We start from the raw sequence: 26596 nt of genomic DNA, 5'->3' as shown, positions 1-26596 counted from the left end.
ATCACTTCCTCGGATCGAAGGCATCGCGAGCGGACTCGCCGATGAACACCAGCAGGCTCAGCATGACCGCCAGCACGGCGAACGCGCTGATGCCCAGCCACGGCGCCTGGAGGTTGGACTTGCCCTGGGCCACCAGCTCGCCCAGGGAGGGCGCGCCCGTCGGCAGGCCGAAGCCGAGGAAATCCAGGGCGGTGAGGGTGCCGATGGCGCCGGTGAGGATGAACGGCATGAACGTCATGGTCGAGACCATGGCGTTGGGCAGGATGTGGCGGAACATGATCGCACCGTTCTGCATGCCCAGCGCCCGTGCGGCGCGCACGTATTCCAGGTTGCGCCCGCGCAGGAACTCGGCGCGGACCACGTCCACCAGGCTCATCCAGGAAAACAGCAGCATGATGCCCAGCAGCCACCAGAAATTGGGCTGGACGAAACTGGCGAGGATGATCAGCAGGTACAGCACCGGCAAGCCGGACCAGATCTCCAGGAAACGCTGGCCGGCCAGGTCCACCCAGCCGCCATAGAAACCCTGCAGGGCCCCGGCGATCACGCCGATGATCGAGCTGAGTATCGTCAACGTCAGCGCGAACAGCACCGAGATACGAAAGCCATAGATGACTCGCGCCAGCACATCGCGGCCCTGGTCGTCGGTGCCGAGCCAGTTCACCGAGGAGGGCGGCGCCGGGGCCGGGACTTTCAAGTCGTAGTTGATGCTCTGGTAGCTGAACGGAATCGGCGCCCACACCACCCAGGCATCCTTGGCAGCGAGCAACTCACGAATGTACGGGCTCTTGTAGTTGGCCTCCAGCGGGAACTCACCGCCGAAGGTGGTCTCGGGGTAGCGCTTGAGGGCCGGGAAGTACCAGCCGCCGTCGTAATGCACCACCAGCGGCTTGTCGTTGGCGATCAACTCGGCGCCCAGGCTCAGCCCGAACAGGATCAGGAACAGCCACAGCGACCACCAGCCACGCTTGTTGGCCTTGAACAGTTCGAAACGGCGGCGATTGAGTGGGGACAGGTTCATCTCAATGCTCCCGGCTTTCGAAGTCGATGCGCGGATCGACAAGGGTGTAGGTCAGGTCGCCGATCAGCTTCACCACCAGCCCCAGCAGGGTGAAGATGAACAGGGTGCCGAACACCACCGGGTAGTCGCGGTTGATGGCCGCTTCGAAACTCATCAGGCCCAGGCCGTCGAGGGAGAAGATCACTTCCACCAGCAGGGAACCGGTGAAGAAGATCCCGATGAAAGCCGACGGGAAACCGGCGATCACCAGCAGCATGGCGTTGCGGAAGACATGGCCGTAAAGGACTCGATGACGGGTCAGGCCCTTGGCCTTGGCGGTGACCACGTATTGCTTGTTGATTTCGTCGAGGAAGCTGTTCTTGGTCAGCAGGGTCATGGTCGCGAAGTTACCGATCACCAGGGCGGTCACGGGCAAGGCCAGGTGCCAGAAGTAATCGAGGATCTTGCCGCCCATGCTCAATTCGTCGAAGTTGTTGGAGGTCAGCCCGCGCAACGGGAACCAGTCAAAATAACTGCCGCCGGCAAACACCACGATCAGCAGGATGGCGAACAGAAACGACGGTATCGCGTAGCCGACGATGATTGCCGAACTGGTCCATACGTCGAAATGACTGCCGTGCCGCGTGGCCTTGGCGATGCCCAGGGGGATCGACACCAGGTACATGATCAGCGTGCTCCACAACCCGAGGGAGATGGACACCGGCATCTTTTCCTTGATCAGGTCGATGACCTTGGCGTCGCGGAAGAAACTGTCGCCAAAGTCCAGGTGGGCGTAGTTCTTGATCATGATCCACAGGCGTTCGGGGGCCGACTTGTCGAAGCCGTACATGTGCTCGATTTCCTTGACCAGCGCCGGGTCCAGGCCCTGGGCACCGCGGTACGAGGAGCCGGCCACCGCCACTTCGGCACCGCCGCCGGCAATGCGGCTGGTGGCGCCTTCGAAGCCCTCGAGCTTGGCGATCATCTGTTCCACCGGCCCGCCGGGCGCGGCCTGGATGATCACGAAGTTGATCAACAGAATGCCGAACAGGGTCGGGATGATCAGCAACAGTCGCCGAAAAATGTAAGCCAGCATTTCGTTACTCCACGCTCGCAGGGGCGGCGATTTGCTGCTCGATGACCTGCTTCTCTACTTCATCGGCCGGCTTGACCTCCGGCTTGACCCACCAGGTGGTCGTGCCGATGTCATAGGTCGGCGTGATTTTCGGATGACCAATGTGGTTCCAGTAGGCGACGCGCCACGTCTTGATGTGCCAGTTGGGAATCACGTAGTAGCCCCACTGCAGCACCCGGTCGAGTGCCCGGGCGTTCGCCACCAGGCTCTTGCGCGAGTCGGCGTTGATCAACTGTTCCACCAATTGGTCGACGGCTGGGTCTTTCAGGCCCATGGTGTTGCGGCTGCCTGGCTTGTCGGCCGCGGCAGACATCCAGAATTCGCGCTGTTCATTACCCGGCGAACTGGATTGCGGAAAGCTGCCCACCACCAGGTCGAAATCCCGGGAGCGTACACGGTTGATGTACTGGGATACATCGACGCGGCGGATCACCAGTTCGATGCCCAAGTCACTCAGGTTGCGCTTGAACGGCAGCAAGACCCGCTCGAAGTCGGTTTGAGCCAGCAAAAATTCGAGCACCACCGGTTTGCCTTGGGCATCGACCATCTTGTCGTCGACGATGCGCCAGCCGGCTTCTTGCAGCAGTTGATAGGCCTTGCGCTGTTGGTCGCGGATCATACCGCTGCCGTCGCAGATCGGAGCCTGGAAGGCTTCAGTGAACACCTGCTCGGGAATCTTGCCGCGCAGGGGTTCGAGAATCTTCAGTTCATCTTCGCCAGGCAGGCCGGTGGCGGCCATCTCAGAATTTTCGAAATAACTGCGGGTGCGGGCGTAGGCACCGTTGAACAGTTGCTTGTTGGTCCATTCGAAGTCAAACAGCAGGCTCAGGGCCTTGCGCACTCGTATGTCCTGGAAGACCGGCCGGCGCAGGTTGTAAATAAAACCCTGCATGCCGGTAGGATTGCCGTTGGGGATCTGTTCCTTGATCAGCCGGCCTTCGGTCACGGCCGGGATGTTGTAGGCGTTGGCCCAGTTCTTGGCAGTCATTTCCAGCCAGTAATCGAACTGCCCGGCTTTCAACGCCTCGACTGCCACGGTGTTGTCGCGGTAGTAGTCGGTGACCAGCACATCGAAATTGTAGAAGCCGCGATTGACCGGCAAGTCCTTGCCCCAGTAATCCTTGACCCGCTCGTAGCGGATCGAGCGTCCGGCCTTCACTTCGGCGACCTTGTACGGGCCGCTGCCCAGGGGGATTTCCAGGTTGCCCTTGCTGAAGTCGCGGCTGGCCCACCAATGCTTGGGCAATACCGGCAATTGGCCGAGGATCAACGGCAATTCCCGATTGTTGGTGTGCTTGAACTTGAACAGCACCTTGAATGGGTCTTCGGCGATGACTTCGGCGACGTCGTTGTAATAGCCACGGAACATCGGCGCGCCGTCCTTGGTCAACGTCTGGAAGCTGAACACCACGTCTTCGGCACGCATCGGATGGCCGTCGTTGAAGCGGGCTTCGGGGCGCAGGTAGAAACGTACCCAAGCGTTATCCGGGGCTTTCTCGATTTTTTCGGCGACCAGGCCATATTCAGTGAAGGGTTCGTCCAGGCCCTGCTTGGCCAGGGTGTCGTAGATCAGGCCGATGTCATCGGCCGGCACGCCTTTGCTGATGAACGGATTGAGGCTGTCGAAGCCGCCAAAGCCGCCCTGGCGGAACACGCCGCCCTTGGGTGCGTCCGGGTTGACGTAGTCGAAATGCTTGAAGTTGGCCGGGTACTTGGGAGGCTCGTTGTACAAGGTCACGGCGTGCTGCGGCGCGGCACAGGCCAACCCGGCGAATAGCAGGCTGCTGGCCTGCAGGAGCAGGGCGCGTAAAGGCTTCATTGATCTTTCTCCGAAGATTTCAGCCACCAGGCGCTCAAGCCCAAGGTATAGGGCGGCGTGGTGACGAAGGCGAACCGGTTGCGGTACGCCAGGCGATGATAATTGATATACCAGTTGGGAATGCAGTAATGCTGCCAGAGCAGCACGCGATCCAGGGCCTTGCCCGCCGCGACTTGTTCATCGCGGGTCTGGGCGGCGAGAAGCTTTTCCAGCAGGTGATCGACGACGGGGTTGGCGATGCCCGCATAGTTCTTGCTGCCCTTGATCCCGACCTGGCTGGAGTGAAAATACTGCCACTGCTCGAGGCCCGGGCTGAGCGTCTGGTTCAGGGTCAGCAGGATCATGTCGAAATCGAACTGGTCCAGGCGCTGCTTGTACTGGGCCCGATCCACCGTGCGCAGCCGGGCCTGGATGCCGACGCTGGCGAGGTTCTCGACGTAGGGTTGCAGGATGCGCTCCAGGTTCGGGTTCACCAGCAGGATCTCGAAGCGCAGGGGCTGGCCGTCGGCGTTCAGCAGGCGTTGGCCGTCGAGGGTCCATCCGGCCTCCTTCAGCAGGCCGAGGGCCTTGCGCAAGGTTTCCCGGGGAATACCGCGTCCGTCCGTCTGGGGCAGGCTGAACGGTTCGGTCAGCAAACGCAGCGGCAGCTGTTCGCGATACGGCTTGAGCAGCAGCCATTCGTGACCCACGGGCAGGCCGGTGGCGGAGAACTCGCTGTTGGGGTAGTAGCTGAGGGTACGCTTGTAGGCGCCACTGAACAGGGTGCGGTTGGTCCACTCGAAATCGAACATCAGCCCCAGCGCTTCGCGCACCTTGACCTCGGCGAAGGTGTTGCGCCGGGTGTTCATGAACAGGCCTTGGGTCTGGGTCGGAATCTGATGGGGAATCTGCGCCTTGATCACCTCGCCACGGTCCACCGCCGGGAAGTTGTAGCCGTTGGCCCAGTTCTTGGCCTGGTGCTCGATGTAGATGTCGAATTCGCCGGCCTTGAAGGCTTCGAAGGCGACGTCGCTGTCGCGGTAGAACTCGACTTCCATTCGATCGAAATTGTACTTGCCGCGATTGACCGGCAGATCCTTGCCCCAGTAATCCTTGACCCGCTCGAACACCAACTGGCGGCCTGGCTGCACTTTGGTGATGCGGTAAGGGCCACTGCCCAGGGGCGGATCGAAGGTGGTGGCCTTGAAATCGCGGTCTTTCCAGTAGTGCTGCGGCAACACCGGCAGTTCGCCCAGGCGCAGGATCAGCAGCGGATTGCCCGAGCGCTTGAACACAAAACGGATTTTCAGTGGGCTGAGGACGTCGACTCGCAGCACTTCCTGGAGATTGGTCCGGTATTGCGGATGGCCGTCCTTGAGCAGCGTCCGGTAGGAGAACGCCACGTCATAGGCGGTGATCGGCACACCGTCGTGAAAGCGCGCCTCGGGCCGCAGGTTGAACACCACCCAACTGCGGTCCTCGCTGTACTCCACGGATTGGGCGATCAGGCCGTAGCTTGACGTCGGTTCGTCACCGGATGGCGCGTACTGGCCGGTGCCGACCATCAACGGTTCGTTCAGCTCGTTGATGCCGTATTGCAGGAAGTTCGGCGTGGAAACCGGGCTGCTGCCCTTGAAGGTGTAGGGATTGAGGGTGTCGAAGGTGCCGAACGCCATGATCCGCAAGGTGCCGCCCTTGGGCGCTTGCGGGTTGACCCAGTCGAAGTGGGTGAACCTGGCCGGGTACTTGAGCGTGCCGAACTGCGCATAGCCATGGCTTTCGCTGATGGTGGCGCCGGCGGGGGAGCTCAAGGCCAGGCTGATCAGGAGCAGGAGGAGGGGACGTATCAAGTCTGGGATCCGATCCAGGCGGCTTGGGCTGTTATGGGCTGTACAGTAACAGCTTGTATCGGCAGGAAAAAGGCGGTGGGGCTTCTGTAGGCAGTGATACCTACTGGGCAGAAGGCAGTTGTGGCGAGGGGATTTAGCGAAACGTCGCACCGCCCCGCTGGGGCGCGAAGCGCCCCTAAAACCTGACAACCCGGTGTATCAGATAGATCCAGGGGGCTGCTTCGCAGCCCAGCGGGGATAAATCCCCTCGCCACAACAAGCCCCTTGCTACAAGAACCCCGGTGTCAGTGAGGGGAATAGACCGTCAGCATCTGCCCAGGCTTGAGTGCCTTGCCCATGCTGGGATTCCAGCGTTTGAGGTGCTGCATTTCGACGTTGAAGCGCTTGGCGACGACATACAGCGAGTCACCCTGCTTGACCTTGTATTGGGTCTGCTTCTTTTGTTCCTTGCCCTTGGCGGCCACGACGGTGTTGATGCGCTTGCCGCCGGCCTTGGTGGCCTTGACGTCCTGCATCACCAGGGTCTGCCCAACCTTGAGCTTGTTGCCGCTGAGCTTGTTCCAGCGTTGCAGGTCCTTGGTCTCGACGTTGTTGGCCTTGGCGATCTGGGCCAGGTTGTCGCCGCGCTTGACGCGGTAGGTGCGCCTTGCGCCTTCCACTTCGCTGTCATCGGCGGTCTCGAAGACCGGCTTGAGCGAGCGTGGACTGATCAATTCTTCCGGGCGCATGGTCGACAGGCTGGCTGTCAGCAGTTGCGCCTTGGAGGTCGGGACGAGCAGGTGCTGCGGGCCGTCGATGGTGGTGCGTTGCTTGAAGGCCGGGTTGAGCTGGAACAGCTCGTCTTCGTCGATGTTGGCGACTGCCGCGACCTTTGACAGGTCCATGCGCTGGTTGATCTCGACGACCTGGAAGTAGGGTTCGTTGGCGATCGGGTTGAGGTTCACGCCATACGCATCGGGGGCCATCACGACCTGGGACAGCGCCAGCAGCTTGGGCACGTAGGCCTGGGTTTCGCTGGGCAGCGGCAGGTTCCAGTAGTCGGTGGGCAGGCCAAGCTTCTCGTTGCGTTCGATGGCCCGGCTGACCGTGCCTTCGCCTGCATTGTAGGCCGCCAGCGCGAGCAACCAGTCGCCGTTGAACATGTCGTGCAGGCGCGTCAGGTAGTCCATGGCGGCCGTAGTGGACGCGGTGATATCGCGGCGCCCATCGTAGAAGCGGGTCTGGCGCAGGTTGAAATAACGGCCGGTGGACGGGATGAATTGCCACAGGCCCACCGCGTTGGCCCGTGAGTAGGCCATGGGGTTGTAGGCGCTTTCGATTACTGGCAGCAGCGCCAGCTCCAGCGGCATGTTGCGTTCTTCGAGACGCTCAACGATGTAATGGATGTACAGGCTGCCGCGCTCGCCGGCGTTTTCCAGGAAGGACGGGTTGCTGGCAAACCACAGGCGCTGCTGCTCGATGCGCGGGTTGACGCCGGCGGTTTCCTGGAGCTGGAAGCCCTGGCGCATGCGCTCCCAGACGTCCTGGGGCACCTGGGGGGTGGGCTTTTCCGTGAGCCATACGGGCTTCTGCTTGGCCCGCGCGGCGACATTCGGCTTATGCGCAGCATCGGTCTGCGGCATCTGGCCGCTGCTCTGACAGCCCGCCAGCGTGGCGGACACAGCCACCGCGATGGCTTGAGCCAAGCGGGTCAATGTGTCTGACTGGACGGACCTACGGATAGATGACGACATTGGCTGGAAGTAAGTTCCGGGCAAAAATGTCGGCCGATTCTAGGAAGCGCACCCCAACAGGTCAACCATTCAGAATTTTTGTATCAATCGATAGCTGCCTTAGAACTTATCTTTCCAGGCCCTCAAGGCTGCAAAAACCTCACTCGGCGTCTGGTTTCGCTGGCCGTTCCGTTCGTCTGCTTTTTGTTTAACGGATGTTTCAGCCGTGCGCAAAAATGGATTGGTGAGTTTTTCCAGCGCCAGGGTCGAAGGTAGGGTCATGACGCCCTGGTTGCGTTGCTCGACGACTTTTTCCAGGCGGGCGGCGACGTCCGGATTGCCCGGCTCGACTGCGGCGGCAAACTTCAGGTTGCTCAGGGTATATTCATGGGTGCAATAGACGAGGGTGTCCTCAGGCAGCGCGGCGAGCCGGCTCAGGGAATGGTGCATTTGCTCGGGCGTGCCCTCGAAGAGCCGGCCGCAGCCGGCGGCGAACAACGTGTCGCCGCAGAACAGCAGGCCGCGGTGGTAATAGGCGATATGGCCCAGCGTGTGCCCTGGCACGGCATGGACATCGAAGTCCAGGCCGAGCACAGTGATCTTCGCGTTGTCGCCCAGGGCGATGTCCCGCGCCGGGATGTTTTCGCTGGCCGGGCCGTAGACCGTGGTGTTCGTTGCGCTTTTCAGCGATTCGACACCGCCGACATGATCATGATGGTGGTGGGTGACCAGGATGTCGCTCAGGGTCCATCCGGGATGGGCGTCGAGCCAGGCCCGTACGGGCGCGGCATCGCCGGGATCGACCACGGCGCAGCGTTGGGTCGAGTGGTCCTGTAACAACCAGATGTAGTTATCGGTAAACGCGGGCAGGGCACTGATCTGTATCATCGTGGAATTCGCCAAGCTTGAAACAAAGGCGCATCTTAGAACTTCCTGGCGCGTTGGAGAATGCAATGACCGATGAAGCGTTCGCTCAGGCTGATCCTGACTGGCTGGCATTGATCAGCTCCGCCCGTGAATGGCTGTCCGGCCCTGTCGGGCAATTTTTGCTGGAAGAAGAGCGGCGCATGCTCGAAGACGAGCTGGGCCGGTTCTTTGGTGGCTACCTGGTGCATTACGGCCCTTCGGCGCAAACGCCGCCGTCGGCACCGCAGGTCCAGCGCAATGTGCGCCTGGGCGCGCCGTTGCCCGGCGTGGAGATCGTCTGCGAGGAGCAGGCCTGGCCGCTGAGCGAGCATGCCGCCGACGTGGTGGTCATGCAGCATGGCCTGGATTTCTGCCTGTCGCCCCATGGCTTGCTGCGAGAAGCCGCCAGCAGCGTGCGCCCCGGCGGGCATCTGTTGATCCTCGGCATCAATCCCTGGAGCAGTTGGGGGCTGCGCCACGTGTTCGCCAGCGACGCGTTGCGCCAGGCCCGTTGCATCTCGGCCTCGCGGGTCGGTGACTGGCTCAACCTGCTGGGCTTTGCGCTGGAGAAACGCCGCTTCGGGTGCTATCGTCCGCCGCTTGCGTCACCCAAGTGGCAGGCCCGCCTGGCCGGCTGGGAGCGCAGGGCCGGTGGCTGGCAGCTGTCCGGCGGCGGTTTTTATCTGTTGGTGGCGCGCAAGATCGCAGTCGGGTTGCGCCCGGTGCGCCAGGCGCGACGCGAGCCGATGGGCAAGCTGATTCCCCTGCCAATGGCCAAGGTCAATCGCCGCCACATCGAGCCGTGACCCTTTTCCGCTGGTTCTGGCCTGCATCCGGTTGCGAGTGCTGAACGCGCCCCGGCCGGCAGGTCTTTGTATTTTTTCTGGATAGATTGGCATGAGCGATAGCGTAGAACTCTTCACCGATGGCGCCTGCAAGGGCAACCCTGGTCCGGGCGGCTGGGGGGCCTTGCTGGTGTGCAAAGGCGTTGAAAAGGAGCTCTGGGGCGGCGAAGCCAACACCACCAACAACCGTATGGAGCTGATGGGCGCCATCCGGGGCCTCGAAGAGCTCAAGCGTCCCTGCGATGTGCTGCTGGTGACCGACTCGCAATACGTGATGAAAGGCATCAACGAGTGGATGGCCAACTGGAAGAAACGCGGCTGGAAGACGGCGGCGAAGGAACCGGTAAAAAACGCCGACCTGTGGAAACTGCTGGACGAGCAGGTCAATCGCCACAACGTCACCTGGAAATGGGTGCGCGGACATATCGGCCATCACGGCAACGAGCGGGCTGACCAGTTGGCCAACCGTGGGGTGGATGAGGTGCGGGGCTACAAGCAGGCTTGATCCGGTCTTCTCAGTCTGGTCTGGATTAAACTGTGGCGAGGGGATTTATCCCCGCTGGGGCGCGAAGCGGCCCTAAAACTTGAAAACTCGGTGTATCAGATAGATCAGGGGGCCGCTTCGCAGCCCAGCGGGGATAAATCCCCTCGCCACAAAAGCAGTCTCCGGCTAATCCTTCGCGTGGGCGTGTTAAGATCCGCGCTTTTGCAAGACTGCCCGTTGAGAGCTGAACACTGATGGCCAACAGATCTGTAGTACTGGATACCGAAACCACCGGCATGCCGGTGACCGACGGTCACCGGATTATCGAAATCGGCTGTGTCGAGTTGATCGGTCGGCGCCTGACCGGTCGCCATTTCCACGTTTACCTCCAACCGGACCGCGAAAGCGATGAGGGCGCCATCGGCGTCCACGGCATCACCAACGAATTCCTGGTGGGCAAGCCGCGTTTCGCCGAAGTGGCCGATGAGTTCTTCGAGTTCATCCAGGGCGCGCAGCTGATCATCCACAACGCGGCGTTCGACGTCGGGTTCATCAATAACGAATTCGCCCTGATGGGCCAGCATGACCGGGCCGATATCACCCGGCATTGCACCATCCTCGACACGCTGATGATGGCCCGGGAACGGCACCCGGGGCAGCGCAACAGCCTCGATGCCTTGTGCAAGCGCTACGGCGTCGACAACTCCGGTCGTGAATTGCACGGCGCCTTGCTCGACTCCGAGATCCTCGCCGACGTCTACCTGACCATGACCGGCGGCCAGACCAGCCTGTCCCTGGCGGGCAACGCCTCGGACGGCAACGGTACCGGTGAAGGCTCGGGCAACCAAGCCACGGAAATCCGTCGCCTGCCGGCGGACCGCAAGCCCGCCCGGATCATCCGCGCCAGCGAAAACGACCTGGCCGAACATGCCGCACGTCTGGAAGCCATCGCCAAATCGGCCGGCGCCCCGGCATTGTGGACGCAGCTGGTCGAGGCGCAGGCTACGGCGAATTGATCCAATCCCTGTGGGAGCGAGCTTGCTCGCGATAGCGGTATTTCATTCAAGGTGAATACTGGCTGGGCTGTCGCCATCGCGAGCAAGCTCGCTCCCACAAGGGTTAGTCATCGTGCATTTTCTCGCCACAATCACCAGTTGCTTCTAACCTGAAGTAAAGGCAGGCCATGGATATCCGCTTGATGCGTATAGATTCGAGAGGCAAGGGCAATGGATGGCATTTCGCTGTTGGTTGCCTCAAGGAATGAGGACCTTCCCCAGTATGCAACCCGTCATGAATCCCAAGCACCCTGGCTTGTCGGTCCGCGTTGCCGATGACGGATTCGCCGCCTATATCTGGGGCAGCGATTTCAGTTTCGACGTCAGTGCCTATGGCACGGCGCAGATCGGTCGCCCGGTAAGCCAGTGGCCGGTGACGCCCATCGTTCCGTATCGCAAGTGCTATGGCATTGATCCGGAAGAGTTCGGCAGCTTCCGCAATGCCCCGGAAAGTGAAATCTTCATGGCCTATCTGGACGACCAGCCCGTGGGGCATCTGGTGGTCAGTACCAATTGGAACGGTTACGCCCACATCGACGAGTTGGCGGTGCATGCCCCGGCTCGCCGGCATGGCGTGGCGAAGGCATTGCTGGACGTGGCGCTGTTCTGGAGTCGCAAGAAAAAACTCCCGGGGATCATGTTGGAAACGCAGAACAACAACCTCGGTGCCTGCCGGCTCTACGAACGTTGCGGCTATGTGCTGGGTGGCATCGATCACCTGCGCTATCGCGGCATCGATCGGCACACCGCAGAGGTGGCGTTGTTCTGGTACCGGTTGTTCGACGACCCACTGGGCATGACGATCAGTGGCTCAGCAACGCCTCGGCTTGTTCCTTGATCCGCTCCAGCAACGACTGGATCGTGGTCGATGGTTCTGCGCCGTTCAGGCTCAACGCGTAGAGACAGATGGGCACGGCCGGTGACACCGGGCAGATGTCCAGCCCGCTGCCCTTGGCCCCCGAGGCGGTGAACGGATCGACGATGGCGAGGCCTTCGCCGGCCTCGACCATCGCCCGCATCATCTGGTGCGTCTGCACGCGGATCTGGATCACCGGCGCGGGGCGCAGTGCTGCGAGTTTATGGTCGAAGGCCGGGCTCAAGGGGTCGTGGCCTTCGAGACCGACCAGCGACTGGCCCGCCAGGTCCTGAAGCGAAATGTATTTTTGCCGCGGTTGCAGCCAGCCGTGGGGCGCCAGCAATTGCAGTTTGCCTTGGGCGATCATCTGGCACTGGATGTCGGGGTGTTCGGGGTCGTGCAGGCTCAGGCCCAAGTCACTTTCGCGCAGCAACAGATGCTTGACGATGTCGCGGGTCGGCTGGCTGAGGAGCGTGCAAGGCGCGTCTGGATGTCGCCGGCGCAAGGCGGCGATGCTCAGGGGCACTAGTTGTTGGGCCAATGGCGGCGTGCAAATGATGCGAAGGGGCGGCGCCTGGTAGTGTTTCAGGCTACTGGCCAGCCGTTGTATCGGTTCGAGGGTGTCGTACAGCTGCGTGATGCCATCGCGCAACGCCAGGGTTTCGCGAGTCGCCTGCAATCGTCCGCGCACGCTGGCGAACAGCATGAAGCCGAGCTGGGCTTCGGCATCGCGCAGGATCGACTCGACCTCGACTACCGGCAATTGCAGCCATTCGGCGGCTGTGCCCAGGTGGCCAGTCTGCAGCAGCGCCTGGATCACTTCGATGTGGCGTAAACGCATGCAAGAAGTCCGTATTAGGCAGGTAAGCCATTGAGTGGCTGAATCCTAACCCAATTGCGGGTGCGACTTCTGCTCATGCAGGCAGTTATAACGCGATCTGCGGTTCAACTTGGGCCTGAGGCTGCAGCGCTGATTCTGGCTCGCGGATCAGTTGGACGCCGGACTGCACCAGGCGGAAAGTGTCCTCATCCAGCTTGTCGACGCGGTCGCCAATGGCCAGCTTATAGGTGATGACATCCTTGCCACTGCCGTCCTGGGACGGGTCTGATTCTTGGAATTCATGCACCGAATAGACGCGGCCTTCGGCGTCTCGTGCATGAAATTGTCCGACAAGTACTGCTGCCATTGCTTAGAACCTCTGGAAATAGATCACTCGATTTGCGGTTCTGTAGACCTTGGTCGAGTGCGGTAAGTTTTCCTACAAGAAAAAAATAGTCGGTGTGGCGGGTTTTCGACGTTCCACTGGTCCAATTGTCGTGCCGATCATCTATAACTACAGGCTTCCTTTGAGCCGACAGTCGAGAAACCTCCCATGAGTCATGTCTATACAGTCGCCGTTTTAGTGGGCAGCCTGCGCAAGGCGTCGATCAACCGCAAGATAGCCCTTGCACTGGCTGAACTCGCGCCGGCCCATCTGAAACTGGAAATCGTCGAGATTGGCGAGTTGCCCCTCTATAACGAAGACCTCGACGTCACGCCTCCGGCGGCGTACACCGCGTTTCGCCAGAAGGTGGGGGCGGCCGATGCGTTGCTGTTCGTGACCCCGGAATACAACCGCTCGGTCCCGGCGCCCCTGAAAAACGCCATCGACGTCGGCTCGCGCCCCTACGGCCAGAGCTGCCTGAGCGGCAAACCGGGCGCGGTGATCAGTGCGTCGCCGGGTGCCATAGGAGGTTTCGGCGCCAATCATCACCTGCGCCAATCCCTGGTATTTCTCGATGTGCCCTGCATGCAGCAACCGGAAGCCTACCTGAGCGGCGCGGGCACGGCGTTCGACGAGGCGGGCAACCTGTCGGATTCGGTCAGGCCGTTTTTGCAGAAATTCATCGATGCCTATGGCAAGTGGGTCGAGCAACACAAGAAAGTCTGATAGCACCGCAAACCCCGTGGCGAGGGAGCTTGCTCCCGCTGGACTGCACCGCAGGCCCAAGTTTTCTGCTGTAACGCAGATTTTGGGGCCGCTTCGCGACCCAGCGGGAGCAAGCTCCCTCGCCACAATGTATTGCGCCCTGTCTTTAACGTTCTCTCTCCAGGTTGTTTGAATGCTCGTCGCGTCATTGATTTTCCTGCTGACCATCACGCTGGTGATCTGGCAGCCCAAAGGCTTGGGTGTCGGTTGGAGCGCCACCCTCGGCGCGTTGTTGGCCTTGCTCAGTGGGGTGGTGCAGGTCGGTGACATTGCAGTGGTCTGGCAGATCATCTGGAACGCCACCGGTACGTTCGTCGCGCTGATCATCATCAGCCTGTTGCTGGACGAGGCCGGTTTCTTCGCTTGGGCGGCCCTGCATGTGGCGCGTTGGGGGCGGGGCAATGGACGCAAGCTGTTCGCTTTCATGGTGTTGCTTGGTGCGCTGGTGTCGGCGCTGTTCGCCAACGACGGGGCGGCGCTGATCCTGACGCCCATCGTGATTTCGATGCTGCTGGCCCTGCGGTTTTCGCCCGCGTCGACCCTGGCATTCGTGATGGGCGCCGGTTTCATCGCCGACACCGCCAGCCTGCCACTGGTGGTGTCGAACCTGGTGAACATCGTCTCGGCGGATTTCTTCGGCATTGGTTTCAACCGCTATGCGTCGGTCATGGTGCCGGTGAACCTGGTCAGCGTGGCGGCCAGCCTGGCGATCCTGCTGTGGGTGTTCCGTCGCGATATCCCAAGCGATTACGACCCACATCAACTGGACGATCCGGCGACCGCGATCCACGACAAGGCGACGTTTTATGCCGGCTGGGCCGTGTTGGTGATCCTGCTGCTGGGCTGCTTCGCCTTGGAGCCGTTGGGGATTCCCATCAGTGCGATTTCCGCGGTTTGCGCTGCGTTGCTCCTGGCCGTGGCGGCAAGTGGCCACAAGATTTCCACGCGCAAGGCGATGAAAGAAGCCCCTTGGCAAATTGTGATTTTTTCCCTGGGTATGTACTTGGTGGTCTATGGCCTGCGCAACGCGGGCCTGACGGGCTACCTGGCCCATTGGCTTGACGGTTTCGCAGGTTATGGCGTGTGGGGCGCGGCCATGGGCACGGGGCTCCTGACCGCGCTGCTGTCGTCGGTGATGAACAACTTGCCGACGGTGCTGGTCGGCGCCTTGTCCATCGACGCCAGCCAGGCTACCGGCGTGGTCAAGGAGGCGATGGTCTATGCCAACGTCATTGGCAGTGACCTGGGCCCGAAAATCACCCCGATCGGCAGCCTGGCAACCTTGTTGTGGCTACACGTGCTGGCGCGCAAGGATATCCGCATCGGCTGGGGCTATTACTTCAAGGTGGGGATTGTGTTGACGGTGCCGGTGTTGCTGGTGACGTTGGCGGCGCTGGCCGTGCGGTTGTCGCTCTAGACCGTAGCGACCCCTTCGCGAGCAAGCCCGCTCCCACAGGGAAATGCATTCCCCTGTGGGAGCGGGCTTGCTCGCGAAGGCGGCCGTCCATGCGCCGCAAAAAATTAGCCATTACCCGGCACATCCGGCCAAAGGTCCGCCACCAGGAATGCCCGCTCGGCTTCTTCCCATTCGCCCTCGGCATTCTCGGTCAGACGCACCATCAATTGCGCCGGTGCCATCGGGTCGAGGGCGGTTCGCCAGGCGTCCAGTTGCGCCTCGGTCCACACCTGCTCCGCAGGGTAATGGGCCGGCGCGAGCCAGGCGGCGCGGGGCAGGGGGTTGCCAGTGCCCAGGCGGTCGCTGGGCGACGAATCCGGACCAGTCGCGCTGGTGCAGCCAACGGCCGCGCAAATGCCTGGGGTGCGCGCCGCTCGGTGGTTCGGCCTCGCCCGGCCACGGGTAAAGCAGGTATCCACCGAGCCAAAGGTGCGAGCGAAACGATTCGATGCCCAGCGCCGCCAAGGCCTCGCGGCTCTCTGGGCGTGCGGAAATCGGCAATTGGTGCTCATGCAGGTGCGCCAATTTACGGTCCAGGCGATCATGGCAGCCGGGGCCGAGCCATTGCGCAGTGTCGAGCCCGTTGCCTTGCTGCGGGCCCAGGTACAGCTTGATCGCCAGCTCCAGGTGATGAACACCTTCGCCGTCACGCAGCAGCAAATCCAACTCCCCCAGCGTATGACCCTCGCGACGAATCGGCAGGTTCGCCGCGATCCACTCGATGCCCGGTGCGTGCTGCACGGCAAATTGCCACAACCTTTCGTAATACAGGCCCAGGCGCCGTGTCCGGCCCTGGGACAGGCATTGCAGCAGCGGGTAGCTGTCGCGGTCCAGTTGGCGCAGCCAGTGTTCCAGCCGGTGCGGCTGCTGCACCCAGTCGCTGCCCGCCAGGGGATGACGCTGGGGCCAAGGGGTGTCGATGAGCATCGGCGGCGCGATGATCACCCACGCCAAGTCCCGCACTTCGGGATGGCGCAGGCGGCGGGGCAGGTCGAGTAATTCAGGGAACAGGATCATCTTGCGAGCATAGCCGTTGCGCTGGAGGCTTAAAGAATTTTGTCTATGGAGCGCTTTCGCCCATAATCGGGTTTTTCGCCCGTCGCAGACCCTCGCAGGAGCCCCATGGAGCAATTTCGCAATATCGGCATCATCGGTCGCTTGGGCAGTTCACAGGTGCTGGACACCGTTCGCCGTCTCAAGCGCTTCCTCCTGGAGCGGCATCTGCATGTGATCCTCGAAGACACCATCGCCGAAGTGCTGCCCGGTCACGGCCTGCAAACGTCTTCGCGCAAGATGCTCGGCGAAGTCTGTGACATGGTCATCGTCGTCGGTGGCGACGGCAGCCTGCTGGGCGCCGCCCGGGCGCTGGCGCGGCACAATATCCCGGTGCTGGGGATCAACCGCGGCAGCCTGGGGTTCCTCACCGATATCCGCCCTGATGAGCTGGAGGTCAAGGTCGCCGAAGTGCTGGACGGCCACTACCTGGTGGAAAACCGCTTCCTGCTGCAAGCCGAGGTCCGTCGTCACGCCGAGGCCATCGGCCAGGGCGATGCCCTCAACGACGTAGTGCTGCACCCTGGCAAGTCCACGCGGATGATCGAATTCGAGTTGTACATCGACGGCCAGTTCGTCTGCAGCCAGAAGGCCGACGGCCTTATCGTCGCCACACCGACCGGTTCCACCGCATACGCGCTGTCGGCCGGCGGCCCGATCATGCATCCCAAGCTCGACGCTATTGTGATTGTGCCCATGTACCCCCATACCTTGTCTGGGCGACCCATCGTGGTCGATGGCAACAGCGAGCTGAAAATCGTCGTGTCCAAGGATATGCAGATCTACCCGCAAGTGTCGTGTGACGGCCAGAACCATTTCACCTGCGCGCCGGGTGACACCATCACCGTCAGCAAGAAAGCCCAGAAGCTGCGCCTGATCCATCCGCTGGATCACAACTACTACGAAGTCTGCCGGACCAAGCTCGGCTGGGGCAGTCGTCTGGGGGGTGGAGGCGACTGATGCTCGATCCCGCGCGCAGTTACGACCTGATCGGCGACGTGCACGGATGCGCCTTGACCCTGGAACACCTGCTGGACCGACTCGGTTACCACAAGCAGGGTGGGGTCTGGCGGCATCCGTCGCGCATGGCCGTGTTCCTGGGAGATATCATCGACCGTGGCCCGCGGATTCGCGAGGCGCTGCACATCGTCCATGACATGGTCGAGGCGGGCCAGGCGCTGTGCATCATGGGCAACCACGAATTCAACGCCCTGGGTTGGAGCACGCCGGCATTGCCGGGCAGTGGCCAGCGCTACGTGCGCGAACACACGCCGCGCCATGCCCGCCTGCTTAACGAGACCCTGACCCAATTCGAACAGCACCCTGGCGACTGGCAGGATTTCCTCAAGTGGTTCTATGAGCTGCCGTTGTTTGTCGATGCCGGCCGTTTCCGCGTGGTTCACGCCTGCTGGGACTCGGGCCTGATCGAGCCCTTGCGCGGCCTGTTCCCGGATGGCTGCATCGACGAGCATTTCCTCCAGGCGTCGGCCGAGTCGGGCAGTTTCGCCTGTACCGTGTTCGACCGTCTGTTGCGTGGCACCGACATGCGTCTGCCCCACGGCATGACCCTGACGGGCGGCGACGGCCTGACGCGGGCGTTCTTCCGCACCAAGTTCTGGGAAGACAACCCGCAGACCTACGGCGACATCGTCTTCCAACCCGATGCGTTGCCAGAGCCGGTGGCGCGCACGCCATTGACCCCGGACGAGAAAAACAACCTGCTGCGCTACGGCGTCGATGAGCCGATGCTGTTCGTCGGGCATTACTGGCGCAGCGGCAAGCCCGCGCCGATCCGCCCGAACCTGGCGTGCCTGGACTACAGCGCGGTGCTCTACGGCAAATTGGTCGCCTACCGCCTCGACCAGGAAACCCGCCTCGATCCGCACAAGTTCGTCTGGGTCAACGTCGAGCGACCGGAGGTGGTGCGATGAGTGCCGTCGCCGTCCTGCGCTTGCCCCTGGGCGTGGACCTGAGTGGTTTCGTCAAGTTGCTGCAACGCATGCAAGTGCCCCATCGGGTCAGCGAAGAGGCCGGTGAGCAGGTGCTGTGGGTCCCGGATGAAATCAGCGAGGACGTGCGTTCGTTGTACGAGCGTTTTCCCGCTGGCGACCCCGACCAACAGCTGGAACTTCCGGACCTGGGCGGCACGTCCCGGCGCCCCGGGTTCGTCGCGCAGCTGACCCGCAGCCCGGTGACGGCCCTGGTGCTGTTGCTGAGCCTGATCGTCAGCGCCGTCACGCTGCTGGGGGAGAATCTCGAAACCTTGCGCTGGTTGACCTTCCTGGAGTTTCGCGTGGTTGGCGACTACATCCAGTTCACGCCGTTGGCCGATAGCCTGGCGGCGGGGCAGTGGTGGCGCCTGGTGACGCCGATGCTGATTCACTTCGGCTTCCTGCACATCGCCATGAACGGCATGTGGTATTGGGAGCTGGGGCGGCGGATCGAAGCGCGCCAGGGCGGCATCAACCTGTTGGGGCTGACGCTGCTGTTCAGCCTGGTCTCCAATTTCAGCCAGTACTTTTTCAGCGGCCCGACGCTGTTCGGCGGCTTGTCGGGTGTCTTGTACGGCCTGCTGGGGCATTGCTGGATCTACCAACTGCTCGCGCCGAACCCGGCGTATCGCTTGCCCCGTGGGGTGTTAGTGATGATGCTGGTGTGGTTGCTGCTATGCCTGTCCGGCCTGGTCTCGTTGATCGGTTTTGGTGAGATCGCCAACGCGGCCCACGTCGGCGGGCTGCTCGTCGGCTGCTTCACCGGGCTGTTGGGCGGGCTCTTCGCTCGCCGTAAAATGGCCCTCTGACTGGCGCCTGTGTCTATTTGAGAATGCGCGATTGCGCGGAGAACCCATGTCTTCCTTCAATGAAATGATCCAGAACATCACCCCCGACATCTACCGCAGCCTGAAGCTGGCCGTGGAAATCGGTAAATGGGCCGATGGCAATAAGCTCACCGCCGAGCAGCGCGAGCTATCCCTGCAGGCGATGATCGCCTGGGAAATCCAGAACTTGCCCGAAGAAGAGCGCACCGGTTACATGGGGCCCCAGGAATGCCAGTCGAAAGCCACCGAAGTGCCGAATATCCTGTTCAAGTCGGACGCCATCCATTGATCGAGATCGGCCGCGGTGCAATCAGCAAGATGTCGGCACGCCTGGACGGGCCGACCGTTCAATACGCCTTTCGCCTGGGCGATGTCGAGGTGCCGGTCAATCCGTTGATCGGCAGCACGATTCGCCTGGAATACCTCGGTGCGATCCATTGCACCCATTGCGGGCGCCGGACCAAGACCAGCTTCAGCCAGGGTTATTGCTACCCGTGCATGACCAAGCTGGCCCAGTGTGACCTGTGCATCATGAGCCCCGAACGTTGCCATTTCGACGCCGGTACTTGTCGAGATCCGGCCTGGGGCGAGCAGTTCTGCATGACCGACCACGTGGTCTACCTGGCCAATTCTTCGGGCGTGAAGGTCGGCATCACCCGCGCCACGCAACTGCCGACCCGCTGGCTCGACCAGGGCGCGAGCCAGGCCCTGCCGATCCTGCGGGTTGCGACCCGCCAGCAGTCGGGCTTCGTCGAAGACCTGTTTCGCTGCCAGGTGGCCGACAAGACCAACTGGCGAGCCTTGCTCAAGGGCGACGCGGCGGCGGTGGACCTGCCCGCCATCCGCAATTCACTTTTTGAAAGCTGCGCCCAGGGCTTGCAGGGGCTTCAGGAACGATTCGGCTTGCAGGCGATCCAGACCATAGCGGACGTCGAACCGATCGAGATCCGTTATCCGGTGCAGCAGTATCCGGCCAAGATCGTCAGCTTCAACCTGGACAAGAACCCGATCGCCGAAGGCACGCTGCTGGGAGTCAAGGGCCAGTACCTGATTTTCGACACTGGCGTGATCAATATTCGTAAATACACGGCTTACCAGCTCGCCGTGCATCAGTAGAAGGATTCGACCCATGCGCACCGAACAACCGAAGATGATCTACCTGAAGGACTATCAGGCCCCCGAGTACCTGATCGACGAGACGCACCTGACCTTCGAGTTGTTCGAGGACCACAGCCTGGTCCATGCGCAACTGGTGATGCGCCGCAACCCCGAGCGCGGTGCCGGTTTGCCGCCGCTGGTGCTCGACGGCCAACACCTGGAGTTGCTGTCGATCAAGCTCGACGACGCCGACCTGGGGCAGGGTGACTATCAACTGGATGACAGCCACCTGAGCTTGCAGCCCAAGACCCAGGCTTTCACCGTCGACACCACCGTGCGCATTCATCCGGAAACCAACACCGCCCTGGAAGGCCTGTACAAGTCCGGCAGCATGTTCTGCACCCAGTGCGAGGCCGAAGGTTTTCGCAAGATCACCTATTACCTCGACCGTCCGGACGTGATGAGCAAGTTCACCACCACCTTGGTGGCCGAGCAGCACAGCTATCCGGTGCTGCTGTCCAACGGCAACCCGATTGCCAGCGGCCCCGGCGAAGACGGTCGGCACTGGGCGACCTGGGAAGACCCGTTCAAGAAACCCGCCTACCTGTTTGCGCTAGTGGCCGGTGACCTGTGGTGCGTCGAAGACACCTTCACCACCATGACCGAACGCACCGTGGCGCTGCGCATCTACGTCGAGCCGGAAAATATCGACAAGTGCCAGCACGCCATGACCAGCCTGAAGAAGTCGATGCGCTGGGACGAAGAGGTGTATGGGCGCGAGTACGACCTGGACATCTTCATGATTGTCGCGGTCAACGACTTCAACATGGGCGCCATGGAGAACAAGGGCCTCAATATCTTCAACTCCAGCGCTGTGCTGGCCCGTGCCGAGACCGCCACCGACGCCGCGCACCAGCGGGTCGAGGCGATCGTTGCCCACGAATACTTCCATAACTGGTCCGGCAACCGCGTGACCTGCCGCGACTGGTTCCAGTTGTCGCTCAAGGAAGGTTTCACGGTGTTCCGCGACGCCGGTTTCTCGGCGGACATGAACTCGGCCACCGTCAAGCGCATCCAGGATGTGGCGTACCTGCGCACCCACCAGTTTGCCGAAGACGCCGGCCCGATGGCCCACCCGGTGCGCCCGGACAGCTTCATCGAGATCTCCAACTTCTACACCCTGACCGTGTACGAAAAGGGCTCGGAAGTGGTCGGCATGATCCACACCCTGTTGGGCGCCGATGGCTTCCGCAAGGGCAGCGACCTGTACTTCGAGCGCCACGACGGCCAGGCCGTGACCTGCGACGATTTCATCAGGGCCATGGAAGACGCCAACGGGGTCGACCTGAGCCAATTCAAGCGCTGGTACAGCCAGGCCGGTACGCCACGGCTGGCGGTCAGCGAGACTTACGACGCCGCAGCCAAGACCTACAGCCTGACCTTCCGCCAGAGCTGCCCGCCAACGCCGGACAAGGCGGAAAAACTGCCGTTCGTGATTCCGGTCGAGTTGGGCTTGCTGGCCAGCAATGGCGCCGAGATGCCCCTGCGCCTGAGCGGCGAAGCGGCGGCCAGCGGCACAACCCGCGTGATCTCGGTGACCGAAGCCGAGCAGACCTTCACCTTCGTCGATGTCGCTGAAAAGCCTCTGCCTTCCTTGCTGCGTGGTTTCTCGGCGCCGGTGAAGCTGAGCTTCCCGTACGACCGCGACCAACTGATGTTCCTGATGCAGCACGACAGCGACGGCTTCAACCGCTGGGATGCCGGCCAGCAATTGTCGGTGCAGGTGTTGCAGGAACTGATCGGCCAGCATCAGCAGGGCGAGAGCCTGGTGCTCGACCCGCGACTGGTCAGCGCGTTGCGCACGGTGTTGTCGGACGATTCCCTGGATCAGGCGATGGTCGCCGAAATGCTCTCGCTGCCAAGCGAAGCCTACCTCACCGAAATCAGCGAAGTGGCGGATGTCGAGGCGATCCACACCGCCCGCGAATTCGCTCGCCAGCAACTGGCCGACAGCCTGTTCGAAGCCTTGTGGTTGCGCTACGAAGCCAATCGCGACCTGTCCCGGCGCACGCCATACGTGGCCGAGGCCGAGCATTTCGCCCGTCGCGCGTTGCAGAACATCGCGCTGTCGTACCTGATGCTGACCGACAAGCCGGAAGTGCTGAGCGCGACGCTTGAGCAGTTCGACACCGCCGACAACATGACCGAGCGCCTCACGGCGCTGGCGGTGCTGGTCAACTCGCCGTTCGAGACCGAGAAGGCCAAGGCGCTGGAAGTGTTTGCGGAAAACTTCAAGGGCAACCCGCTGGTCATGGACCAGTGGTTCAGCGTCCAGGCGGGCAGCCCGTTACCGGGTGGGCTGGCGCGGGTCAAGGCCTTGATGGAACACCCAGCGTTCAATATCAAGAACCCGAACAAGGTGCGGGCGCTGATCGGCGCGTTTGCCGGGCAGAACCTGATCAACTTCCACGCCGCCGACGGCTCGGGCTACCGCTTCCTGGCGGACCTGGTCATCCAGCTCAATGGCTTCAACCCACAGATCGCCTCGCGGCAACTGGCGCCGCTGACCCGCTGGCGCAAATACGACAGCGCCCGCCAGGCGCTGATGAAGGCCGAGCTGGAACGCATCCTGGCGTCCGGCGCGCTTTCCGCCGATGTGTTCGAGGTGGTGAGCAAGAGCCTGGCTTGACCGGGATTCGCATTGCCTTTTGTGGCGAGGGAGCTTGCTCCCGCTGGCCTGCGAAGCAGGCCCGATCCTGATTTCACTTTCGCTGCAAATAGCGGGTGGACCAAGGTCAGGGAGTCCTTCGGCCTCCAGCGGGAGCAAGCTCCCTCGCCACATCCATCACCCTCGCGAATGTCTTCTGATTCACCCTTGGCCGATATCCTACCCGGTTAACAAAAGATAACGTGGCGTCGATTGTCAGACCTTTCGAAAGCCCGATAGGATAGGTTCCGCTTGCCAAGTGGCTCTAGATTGCAGGTTTCAGGGCTATGTTCCGAGACAGGCAACGTACCAGGCCATAACAATAATAATGGGGGTAAGGTCTATGAATGAGCCTGTCATGGCTGCGGGCCGCTGCCGGCCGCCGATGCTGCGCCGTGTGGCGTTGCTGGCCTCGGCGCTCTCGCTGCTGGGCTCTGTCGTGTTGTCGGCACCGGTGCTCGCGGTGGCGGCGTCGACGTCCGATGTCATCTATTCCGTCGAATCGGCCAAGGCCAGCAAGACCCTGATGCTCGATGTGGTGCAGGCCGGCCAGCGCCTGGTGGCGGTCGGCGACCGTGGGCATATTGTCTATTCCGATGACCAGGGCATGTCCTGGACCCAGGCCAAGGTGCCGACCCGCCAGTTGCTCACTGCCGTGTTTTTCGTCGATGACAAGCACGGCTGGGCCGTGGGGCACGACGCGCAGATCCTTGCCAGCGAAGACGGTGGCAGCACCTGGATCAAGCAATTTGAAGACCTGCCCCGTGAAGCGCCGTTGCTGGACATCTGGTTCCAGGACGCCAGCCATGGCTTCGCCGTGGGTGCCTATGGCGCACTGTACGAGACCACCGACGGCGGCAAGCACTGGGACGACGCCAGCGACCGCCTCGACAATGAAGACCAATACCACCTCAATGCCATCGCCGCCGTGAAGGATGCCGGGCTGTTCGTCGTCGGCGAGGCCGGCAGCATGTTCCGCTCCGCCGACTGGGGGCAGACCTGGGAAAAACTCCAGGGGCCGTATGAAGGCTCGCTGTTTGGCGTCATCGGCACCGCCCAGCCTTCGACGCTGTTGGCCTATGGCCTGCGCGGCAATCTTTACCGTTCCGTCGATTTCGGCACGACGTGGGAGCAGGTCGAGCTCAAGGCGGCTCGTGGCGCGCTGGAGTTCGGATTGTCGGGCGCGACGCTGTTGGCGGACGGCTCGATCGTGATCGTCGGCAATGGTGGCAGCGTGATCCGCAGCACCGACGACGGCGTGACGTTCAGTGTGTTCAACCGCCCCGACCGTATTTCCGTAGCAGCCGTCACGGCGGCGGGCAACGGCAACCTGATCCTGGCGGGACAGGGCGGCGTTCGCGCCACCACGTCCACTGGCGCCGAACTGAGCAAATGAGCCGGGCCTGTCAGACGGGCACAATAACAACAAGGCGGACCCCATGAGCAGTCATCACCAAGACAAGGCGACGTTCCTCGAACGCCTGATTTTCAACAACCGCCCGGCAGTGATCGTCATTTGCCTGCTGGTCAGCATTTTCCTGTTCTGGCAGGCCACGCTGATCCGGCCGTCCACCAGCTTCGAAAAAATGATCCCCCTCGAGCACCCTTTCATCGAGAAAATGCTCGAACACCGCAACGACCTGGCGAACCTGGGCAACACGGTGCGCATCTCCGTGGAAGCCACTGACGGCGACATCTTCTCCAAGGATTACATGGAGACCCTGCGCCAGATCCACGATGAAGTCTTCTATATTCCGGGTGTCGACCGTTCCGGGCTCAAGTCGCTGTGGAGCCCGAGCGTGCGCTGGACCGAGGTGACGGAGGAGGGCTTTGCCGGCGGCGAGGTGATTCCCCAGAGCTACGATGGCTCGGCCGACAGCCTCGACCTGCTGCGCAACAACGTGCTCAAGTCCGGCCAGGTCGGGCGCCTGGTGGCCAACGATTTCAAATCGAGCATCGTCGACATTCCGCTGCTGGAGTCCTACCCGGACCCGCAAGACCAAGGCAAGTTGCTCGCCCTGGACTACCGCAAGTTCTCCCATGAGCTTGAAGACAAGATCCGCAACAAGTTCGAAGCCCAGAACCCCAATGTGCAGATTCACATCGTCGGTTTCGCCAAGAAAGTCGGCGACCTGATCGATGGCCTGGTCATGGTGGTGATGTTCTTCGGCGTGGCCTTCGTGATTACGCTGATCCTGCTGTACTGGTTCACGAACTGCATGCGCAGCACCGTCGCCGTGTTGAGCACCACCCTGGTGGCGGTGGTCTGGCAATTGGGGCTGATGCACGCGGCGGGGTTTGGCCTGGACCCTTACTCGATGCTGGTGCCGTTCCTGATCTTTGCCATCGGCATCTCCCATGGCGTGCAGAAAATCAACGGCATCGCCTTGCAATCCAGCGAGGCGGACAACGCCCTGACCGCAGCGCGACGCACCTTCCGCCAGTTGTTCCTGCCGGGCATGATCGCGATCCTGGCCGATGCCGTCGGTTTCATCACCCTCTTGATCATCGACATCGGCGTGATTCGCGAACTCGCCATCGGCGCCTCCATCGGCGTGGCGGTCATCGTGTTCACCAACCTGATCCTGCTGCCGGTGGCGATTTCCTACGTCGGCATCAGCAAGCGCGCCGTCGAGCGCAGCAAGAAAGACGCGACCCGCGAGCACCCGTTCTGGCGCACGCTGTCGAACTTCGCCAGCGCCAAGGTCGCACCGGTATCGATTGCCCTGGCCGTGCTCGCGTTTGGCGGTGGCCTCTGGTACAGCCAGAACCTGAAGATCGGCGACCTCGACCAGGGCGCGCCGGAGCTGCGTCCGGATTCGCGCTACAACCAGGACAACAATTTCATCATCAGCAATTACTCCACCAGCTCTGACGTACTGGTGGTGATGGTCAAGACCAAGGCCGAAGGCTGCTCGCGCTATGAAGCCATGGCGCCGATCGATGAACTGATGTGGAAGATGCAGAACACCGAAGGCGTGCAGTCGGCGATTTCCCTGGTGACCGTGTCCAAGCAAATGATCAAGGGCATGAACGAGGGCAACCTGAAATGGGAAACCCTGTCGCGCAACCCTGATGTGCTCAACAGCTCCATTGCCCGGGCCGATGGCCTGTACAACAACAGCTGTTCCCTGGCGCCGGTGCTGGTGTTCCTCAACGATCACAAGGCCGAAACCCTGGACCGCGCAGTGAAGGCGGTGCAGGACTTTGCCAAGGACAACAACCGCGATGGCCTGGAGTTCATCCTGGCTGCCGGCAATGCGGGCATCGAGGCCGCCACCAACGAAGTGATCAAGGAATCGGAATTGACCATTCTGGTCCTGGTTTATATCTGCGTGGCGACCATGTGCATGATCACTTTCCGTTCCTGGGCAGCGACGCTGTGCATCGTGCTGCCGCTCGTGTTGACGTCGGTGCTGGGCAACGCGCTGATGGCGTTCATGGGCATCGGGGTGAAGGTCGCGACCCTGCCGGTGGTTGCGCTGGGGGTGGGGATTGGCGTGGACTATGGCATTTACATCTACAGTCGCCTGGAAAGCTTCCTGCGCGCCGGCTTGCCGTTGCAGGAAGCGTATTACCAGACGCTGAAATCCACGGGCAAAGCGGTGTTGTTCACCGGCCTGTGCCTGGCGATTGGCGTGTGCACCTGGATCTTCTCGGCCATCAAGTTCCAGGCTGACATGGGCCTGATGCTGACGTTCATGCTGCTGTGGAACATGTTCGGCGCGCTGTGGCTGCTGCCGGCACTGGCGCGGTTCCTGATCAAGCCTGAGAAGCTGGCGGGGCAGAAGGGCAATTCGTTGTTTGCCCATTGATCGAGGATAGAACCGGCATAGCGAGCGCTGGTGGAAAA

General features: G+C 61.8%; 22 protein-coding genes and 1 pseudogene. 14 read left to right on the top strand and 9 right to left on the bottom strand.

Annotated features, from left to right (window positions below; genetic code table 11):
- Position 1 precedes the first annotated feature (1 nt).
- The 6 genes from AB4N42_RS20090 to gloB form a co-directional block, all read right to left on the bottom strand.
- Positions 2-1021: an ABC transporter permease gene (locus AB4N42_RS20090; protein ID WP_460115211.1), complete on the bottom strand. Its 1020-nt coding sequence runs from the start codon at positions 1019-1021 to the stop codon at positions 2-4.
- Between the two features lies 1 nt (position 1022).
- Entirely contained in the window at positions 1023-2096 is a 1074-nt protein-coding gene (locus AB4N42_RS20085) for a microcin C ABC transporter permease YejB (RefSeq protein ID WP_460115210.1), read from the bottom strand.
- Between the two features lie 4 nt (positions 2097-2100).
- Positions 2101-3954 (bottom strand): extracellular solute-binding protein, encoded by a 1854-nt coding sequence (locus AB4N42_RS20080; RefSeq protein WP_460115209.1) that lies wholly within the window; start codon positions 3952-3954, stop codon positions 2101-2103.
- The gene (locus AB4N42_RS20075; RefSeq protein WP_206768588.1) at positions 3951-5783 is read right to left on the bottom strand and encodes an extracellular solute-binding protein; all 1833 of its coding nucleotides are present in this window, start codon (positions 5781-5783) and stop codon (positions 3951-3953) included. The genes AB4N42_RS20080 and AB4N42_RS20075 overlap by 4 nt, the downstream gene beginning before the upstream one ends.
- A gap of 284 nt (positions 5784-6067) precedes the next feature.
- Positions 6068-7516, bottom strand: coding sequence for a transglycosylase SLT domain-containing protein (locus tag AB4N42_RS20070; protein ID WP_030142632.1), 1449 nt, complete (start codon positions 7514-7516; stop codon positions 6068-6070).
- A gap of 99 nt (positions 7517-7615) precedes the next feature.
- On the bottom strand, positions 7616-8383 hold the full coding sequence (gene gloB / locus AB4N42_RS20065) for a hydroxyacylglutathione hydrolase (protein WP_460115208.1): 768 nt from the start codon (positions 8381-8383) through the stop codon (positions 7616-7618).
- Between the two features lie 65 nt (positions 8384-8448).
- Here gloB and AB4N42_RS20060 point away from each other — a divergent pair, with 65 nt between their 5' ends.
- From AB4N42_RS20060 to AB4N42_RS20045, 4 genes are all read left to right on the top strand, one after another.
- Complete coding sequence (locus AB4N42_RS20060; protein WP_030142630.1) at positions 8449-9207, top strand: class I SAM-dependent methyltransferase; 759 nt, start codon at positions 8449-8451, stop codon at positions 9205-9207.
- Between the two features lie 91 nt (positions 9208-9298).
- The gene (gene rnhA, locus AB4N42_RS20055; RefSeq protein ID WP_030142629.1) at positions 9299-9751 is read left to right on the top strand and encodes a ribonuclease HI; all 453 of its coding nucleotides are present in this window, start codon (positions 9299-9301) and stop codon (positions 9749-9751) included.
- Between the two features lie 233 nt (positions 9752-9984).
- Positions 9985-10746 carry a DNA polymerase III subunit epsilon gene (gene dnaQ, locus AB4N42_RS20050; RefSeq protein WP_217861754.1) on the top strand — a complete coding sequence of 254 codons (762 nt, stop codon included), beginning with the start codon at positions 9985-9987 and terminating at the stop codon, positions 10744-10746.
- A 262-nt stretch (positions 10747-11008) separates the two neighbouring features.
- A complete protein-coding gene (locus AB4N42_RS20045) occupies positions 11009-11623 on the top strand; it encodes a GNAT family N-acetyltransferase (protein ID WP_217861755.1) in 615 nt (204 codons plus the stop codon).
- Here the strand turns inward: AB4N42_RS20045 and AB4N42_RS20040 are convergent.
- Both AB4N42_RS20040 and AB4N42_RS20035 read right to left on the bottom strand, forming a co-directional pair.
- Positions 11589-12482 (bottom strand): LysR substrate-binding domain-containing protein, encoded by an 894-nt coding sequence (locus AB4N42_RS20040; RefSeq protein WP_217861756.1) that lies wholly within the window; start codon positions 12480-12482, stop codon positions 11589-11591. The two genes, AB4N42_RS20045 and AB4N42_RS20040, sit on opposite strands and share 35 nt — an antisense overlap.
- 85 nt (positions 12483-12567) lie before the next feature.
- A complete protein-coding gene (locus AB4N42_RS20035; protein WP_030142625.1) occupies positions 12568-12828 on the bottom strand; it encodes a hypothetical protein in 261 nt (86 codons plus the stop codon).
- Positions 12829-13014: 186 nt separating this feature from the next.
- On the opposite strand from AB4N42_RS20035, the gene AB4N42_RS20030 reads away from it, so the two are divergent.
- Both AB4N42_RS20030 and AB4N42_RS20025 read left to right on the top strand, forming a co-directional pair.
- Positions 13015-13572, top strand: coding sequence for an NADPH-dependent FMN reductase (locus tag AB4N42_RS20030; protein ID WP_198797486.1), 558 nt, complete (start codon positions 13015-13017; stop codon positions 13570-13572).
- Positions 13573-13744: 172 nt separating this feature from the next.
- A complete protein-coding gene (locus tag AB4N42_RS20025) occupies positions 13745-15028 on the top strand; it encodes an arsenic transporter (RefSeq protein ID WP_460115207.1) in 1284 nt (427 codons plus the stop codon).
- 104 nt (positions 15029-15132) lie between these two features.
- Here AB4N42_RS20025 and AB4N42_RS20020 read toward each other — a convergent pair.
- Positions 15133-16084 (bottom strand): annotated as a pseudogene (locus tag AB4N42_RS20020) (DUF1853 family protein).
- A 105-nt stretch (positions 16085-16189) separates the two neighbouring features.
- Between AB4N42_RS20020 and AB4N42_RS20015 the strand changes: the two are divergent.
- From AB4N42_RS20015 to AB4N42_RS19980, 8 genes are all read left to right on the top strand, one after another.
- The gene (locus tag AB4N42_RS20015) at positions 16190-17080 is read left to right on the top strand and encodes an NAD(+) kinase (RefSeq protein WP_030142621.1); all 891 of its coding nucleotides are present in this window, start codon (positions 16190-16192) and stop codon (positions 17078-17080) included.
- A complete protein-coding gene (locus tag AB4N42_RS20010) occupies positions 17077-18051 on the top strand; it encodes a metallophosphoesterase (protein WP_258650977.1) in 975 nt (324 codons plus the stop codon). Before AB4N42_RS20015 ends, AB4N42_RS20010 begins: the two co-directional genes overlap by 4 nt.
- Positions 18048-18920 (top strand): rhomboid family intramembrane serine protease, encoded by an 873-nt coding sequence (locus tag AB4N42_RS20005; RefSeq protein WP_217861760.1) that lies wholly within the window; start codon positions 18048-18050, stop codon positions 18918-18920. Before AB4N42_RS20010 ends, AB4N42_RS20005 begins: the two co-directional genes overlap by 4 nt.
- Before the next feature lie 46 nt (positions 18921-18966).
- A complete protein-coding gene (locus tag AB4N42_RS20000) occupies positions 18967-19227 on the top strand; it encodes a YeaC family protein (RefSeq protein WP_030142618.1) in 261 nt (86 codons plus the stop codon).
- Positions 19224-20054, top strand: a complete 831-nt coding sequence (locus AB4N42_RS19995; protein ID WP_202335013.1) for a DUF2797 domain-containing protein — start codon at positions 19224-19226, stop codon at positions 20052-20054. The genes AB4N42_RS20000 and AB4N42_RS19995 overlap by 4 nt, the downstream gene beginning before the upstream one ends.
- A gap of 13 nt (positions 20055-20067) precedes the next feature.
- Entirely contained in the window at positions 20068-22725 is a 2658-nt protein-coding gene (gene pepN, locus AB4N42_RS19990) for an aminopeptidase N (protein ID WP_431145627.1), read from the top strand.
- A gap of 361 nt (positions 22726-23086) precedes the next feature.
- Positions 23087-24139 carry a YCF48-related protein gene (locus AB4N42_RS19985; protein WP_460115206.1) on the top strand — a complete coding sequence of 351 codons (1053 nt, stop codon included), beginning with the start codon at positions 23087-23089 and terminating at the stop codon, positions 24137-24139.
- Positions 24140-24182: 43 nt separating this feature from the next.
- Positions 24183-26558, top strand: coding sequence for an efflux RND transporter permease subunit (locus AB4N42_RS19980; protein ID WP_030142614.1), 2376 nt, complete (start codon positions 24183-24185; stop codon positions 26556-26558).
- Positions 26559-26596 lie beyond the last annotated feature (38 nt).

Source organism: Pseudomonas sp. H2_D02 (assembly GCF_054677635.1).
This window is presented reverse-complemented; position numbering and strand designations above follow the sequence as displayed.